Annotated in this window: 4 protein-coding genes; all 4 read left to right on the forward strand. The window is 62.6% G+C overall.

The window, feature by feature from the left end; all coding sequences use genetic code 11:
• The first annotated feature begins 462 nt into the window (after positions 1-462).
• Positions 463-861, forward strand: a complete 399-nt coding sequence (gene rpsL / locus MJD61_11190; GenBank protein MCG8555833.1) for a 30S ribosomal protein S12 — start codon at positions 463-465, stop codon at positions 859-861.
• A 43-nt stretch (positions 862-904) separates the two neighbouring features.
• The gene (rpsG, locus tag MJD61_11195) at positions 905-1,375 is read left to right on the forward strand and encodes a 30S ribosomal protein S7 (protein MCG8555834.1); all 471 of its coding nucleotides are present in this window, start codon (positions 905-907) and stop codon (positions 1,373-1,375) included.
• A gap of 247 nt (positions 1,376-1,622) precedes the next feature.
• The gene (gene fusA, locus MJD61_11200) at positions 1,623-3,734 is read left to right on the forward strand and encodes an elongation factor G (GenBank protein ID MCG8555835.1); all 2,112 of its coding nucleotides are present in this window, start codon (positions 1,623-1,625) and stop codon (positions 3,732-3,734) included.
• Between the two features lie 31 nt (positions 3,735-3,765).
• The coding region (gene tuf / locus MJD61_11205; protein ID MCG8555836.1) for an elongation factor Tu at positions 3,766-4,955 on the forward strand (1,190 nt) is incomplete at its 3' end.

Consider the following 4,955-nt stretch of genomic DNA (forward strand, 5'->3'; position numbering starts at 1 on the left):
CGGAGCGCCGCCGCCGGCCGTTGCCACCCGACCTCAGGCTAGGCCTACGTTCGCCTTTCGGGCTAGGGCTCGCCCCCGGACGCTTCATGCTGCACAGCCACTTCTCGCTGTAGGTAGCCAGCTATGGGCGGGCTTTTGCGTTCGCTCGGCTTGACAGGTCGGGGCTGATCGGTATCTTTGCCGCCCGTTTTGCGCGGAGCCCGTTGGCGCGCCGTCGCGTCAGGCGTTCGGGATCCGAGCTTGGGGTCCCCGGAAGAATAGCTCATCCATTTCGCTGGTTCTGACCACTGCTGGCTATGTTGCTCCTCCTCGAAGTATCCCCGATGCTCCTCGCCGTCGCGCCTCGCCAGCGGCGCCCAGTCCTCACCGAGACACACGAGTTATGCTTCCGGGGGCCCTTAGGACCAACGCGCCGGATAGGACCAACGCGCCCGACTCGCCATCTGGGGTAAATCCACGTTCATGCCGACCATCAACCAGCTTGTGCGCAGGGGCCGGGTCGCCCAGCGCGCCAAAACGGACTCGCCGGCGCTCAGAGGCTGTCCCCAAAAGCGCGGCGTTTGCGTGCGCGTGTACACGACGACCCCCAAGAAGCCCAACTCGGCCTTGCGCAAGGTCGCACGCGTGCGACTGTCGAACGGCCTCGAGGTTACCACCTACATTCCCGGTGAGGGCCACAACCTTCAGGAGCATTCCGTGGTCCTGATCCGCGGAGGCCGGGTCAAGGACCTGCCCGGCGTGCGCTACCACGTGGTGCGAGGCTCGCTCGACGCGCTGGGCGCTGCCGGCCCCTCGAACACCAACAAGGCCAGCCGCACCCAGCGCCGCTCCAAGTACGGCGTCAAGCGCCCCAAGAAGTAGGCGCGCCGAGCTGGTGCAGCATCCCTGAGGGAGGTTTCCGAACATGGCCCGCCGCCGCGAAGTCCCGAAACGCAGGATCATCCCAGACGCAAAGTACCGCGACCGCCTGGTGGCCAAGTTCACCAACATTCTCATGTGGGACGGAAAGAAGTCGACCGCCGAGGGGATCCTCTACCGTGCACTAGACGTGATTCGTTCCCGCTACAAAGCCGAGCCGATCGAGGTGTTTCGCAAGGCCATCGACAACGCCAAGCCCAAGGTGGAGGTCAAGAGCCGGCGCGTGGGCGGTGCAACCTATCAGGTGCCGGTCGAGGTCCGGCCGGAGCGTCGCACCGCGCTGGCGCTGCGCTGGGTCGTGCAGTATGCACGTGCACGCGGTGAAAAAACCATGGTAGAGCGCCTTGCGGCAGAGCTGATGGACGCCTCCCAGGGACGCGGGGCGGCCGTGAAGAAGCGAGAAGACACCCATCGAATGGCTGACGCCAACCGAGCCTTTGCTCACTACCGTTGGTAGGAGCCCTGTTGAAAACGCAGTCCGGGCAGGTCCTTCGCGCAGGAAACCGCTCGGCAAGGAGACGCAGCGAACATCGGATGATCGATACACAGCGAGTGGTGGCCGGCGCGGGCGTGCCTGCTGCAGCAACCCCAACGGTCTAACCTAGACCCTCGCTGTCACGCTTCCACGCGAGCGCCCCGTCCTTGCCTGTCCCGGGCAGCGAAAACGGCGTTGCCTCGCGGAGTCGTCTTGGACGGAGAGTCTCGTGCCCCGCGAATACCCACTTGAGCGAACTCGAAACATCGGCATCATGGCCCACATCGATGCGGGCAAGACGACGACTACTGAACGCATTCTGTACTACACAGGGGTGAACTACAAGATCGGCGAGGTGCACGAGGGCGCTGCGACCATGGACTACATGGAGCAGGAGCAGGAGCGCGGCATTACGATCACCTCCGCGGCGACGACATGCTCGTGGAAATGCGATGCTGGACCCTTCTCGGACCAGCGCTTCCGCATCAACATCATCGATACACCCGGGCACGTGGACTTTACCATCGAGGTGGAGCGCTCGCTGCGGGTGCTCGACGGGGCCGTTGCGGTGTTTGACGGCGTGGCCGGGGTCGAGCCCCAATCGGAAACTGTCTGGCGGCAAGCCGACAAATACAAGGTGCCGCGCATCTGCTTCGTGAACAAGATGGACCGTGCGGGCGCCAACTTCGTTCGTTCCGTCGACACGATTCGGGAACGGTTGGGGGCGAAGCCCGTGCCCGTGCAGCTTCCACTGGGCCTCGAGGAAGCGCACCGCGGGGTCATCGACCTCATCGACATGACCGCGATCGAGTTCGCTGACGACACCAAAGGGGCCAAGTTCAGTGTCCACGGGATACCCGAGGAGCTCTCCGAGGAGGTCCAGGCGGCTCGTGAGCTGTTGCTCGAGTCGGTTGCCGAAGTGGACGATGCCCTGATGGAGCGCTACCTCGAGGGCGATACCGACTTCACTCGCGATCAGATTATTGCGGCGCTGCGCAAGGGGACCCTCGAGTTCAAACACGTGCCCGTGCTGTGCGGCTCGGCGTTCAAGAACAAGGGCGTGCAGCAGCTGCTGGATGCCGTCGTGAACTACCTACCCTCGCCGGTCGAGGTTCTCGCTATCGAGGGGATCGATCCCGACACCGGCGAGCGCGACACGCGGCAGGCTTCCGATGACGCGCCGTTCAGTGCGCTGGCGTTCAAGATCATCAACGACCCGTACGTCGGGCAATTGACGTTCCTGCGCGTCTACTCGGGAACGATCAATAGCGGAACCACGGTACTCAATTCCACCAAGCAGAGGCGCGAGCGCATCGGCCGCTTGCTGCTCATGCACGCCAACAAACGCGAAGAGATCAAGGAGATCCAGGCCGGCAATATCTGCGCTGCGGTAGGCTTGCGCACCGCGACCACGGGCGACACCCTGTGCGAGGAGAAGAAGCCGATCATCTTGGAGAGGATGGAGTTTCCTGATCCGGTCATCTCGGTCGCGGTGGAGCCCAAGACGAAGGCGGAGCAACAGAAGCTAGGAGAGACCCTGCAAAAGCTCGGGGTCGAGGATCCGTCGTTTCGTGCCCACACGGACGACGAAACCGGTCAGACGATCATCTCGGGCATGGGCGAGCTTCATTTGGAGATCATCGTCGATCGCATGAAGCGAGAGTTCAAGGTCGACTGTAATGTTGGAAAACCCGAGGTGGCCTACCGCGAGAGCATCACGCAGACCGTCAAGTCCGAAGGCAAGTACATCAAGCAGACCGGCGGACATGGCATGTACGGTCATTGTTGGCTCGAGGTCGGCCCCAGCGAGCCCGGTGAAGGCTACGTGTTCACGAACAAGATCGTCGGCGGTGTGATTCCAAAGGAGTTCATCCCCTCGGTGGAGAAAGGTGTGCGCGAAGCCATGCAGCGAGGCGTGTTGGCCGGCTATCCGGTGATCGACGTCCAGGCCGTGCTTTACGACGGCTCCTACCACGACGTGGATTCGTCCGGCCCGGCTTTCGAGGTCGCGGCTTCCATGGCCTTTCAGGACGCCGCCAGGCGGGCCGGCCTGCAGCTGCTCGAGCCCGTGTTCTCCGTTGAGGTCGTCGTGCCAGAGGACTACATGGGCGATGTGATCGGAGACCTCAACTCGCGTCGCGGCCGGGTCACCGGGATGAACCCGCGCGGCAATGTGCAGGTCGTGACGGCTGAGGTGCCGCTGGCCACGATGTTCGGCTACGCTACCGATCTGCGGAGCAAGACTCAGGGGAGGGCTAGCTACACGATGCAGTTCCACCGCTACGAACCCGTGCCAAGCAGCATATCCGAGGAGATCGTGGCCAAGGTAAAGGGCGCCTGAGAGTCCGATTGGTTGTAAGGGAGATCACACGATGGCGAAGGAAAAGTTCGTTAGGACCAAACCTCATGTGAACGTTGGTACGATTGGTCACATCGATCACGGCAAGACGACGCTGACGGCTGCGATCACGAAGGTGTTGGCGGACAAGGGGGGAGCGAAGGCGGTGTCGTATGCGGACATCGCCAAGGGCGGCACGGTGCGTGATGCTTCGAAGATCGTGACGATAGCGGTCAGCCACGTGGAGTACGAGAGCGAGGCACGTCATTACGCGCATGTCGATTGTCCTGGGCATGCGGACTACATCAAGAACATGATCACGGGGGCTGCGCAGATGGACGGTGCGATTCTGGTGGTAAGCGCGCTCGACGGCCCGATGCCGCAGACCAAGGAGCACGTGCTGTTGGCGAGGCAGGTGGGCGTTCCCACGATGGTGGTGTTCTTGAACAAGGTGGACGCGGTCGACGACCCGGACCTGCTGGACTTGGTGGAGATGGAGGTGCGGGAGCTTTTGAGCAAGTACGACTTCGACGGCGACGATATTCCGGTGGTGCGGGGCTCGGCGTTGCAGGCGCTGGAGGGCAAGCAGGAGGGGATGAGCGCGGTGCTGGAGCTGGTGAGCAAGTGCGACGAGTGGATTCCGGAGCCGGTGAGGGACGTGGACAAGCCGTTTTTGATGGCGATCGAGGATGTGTTTTCGATCAAGGGCCGCGGCACGGTGGTGACGGGTCGCGTGGAGCGGGGCAAGGTGCATGTAGGGGATGAAGTCGAGATTCTGGGTTTTCGCGACCCGCAGAAATCGGTGGTGACTGGGGTGGAGATGTTCCGTAAGCTGCTGGACGAAGGTCAGGCGGGTGACAATATCGGCTGTCTGCTTCGTGGCATTGAAAAGGACGAAGTGGAGCGAGGTCAGGTGCTGGTAGCTCCCGGGACGGTCAGGACGCACCAGAAGTTCGAGGGCGAGGTGTACGTCCTGAAGAAGGAAGAAGGGGGACGCCACAAGCCGTTCTTCACGAACTACCGGCCGCAGTTCTACATGCGAACGACGGATGTGACGGGCACGATCAAGCTACCGGACGAGGTCAAGATGGTCATGCCCGGCGACAACGTGAAAATGACCGTCGAGCTGATCAGCAAAGTGGCGCTCGAAGAACAACAACGCTTCGCCATCCGCGAGGGCGGCCGCACCGTCGGAGCCGGCGTCGTCACCAGGATCGTCGAATA

This window comes from Pseudomonadota bacterium, from assembly GCA_022361155.1.
In the GTDB taxonomy this organism is placed as follows: Bacteria; Myxococcota_A; Polyangia; order Polyangiales; family JAKSBK01; genus JAKSBK01.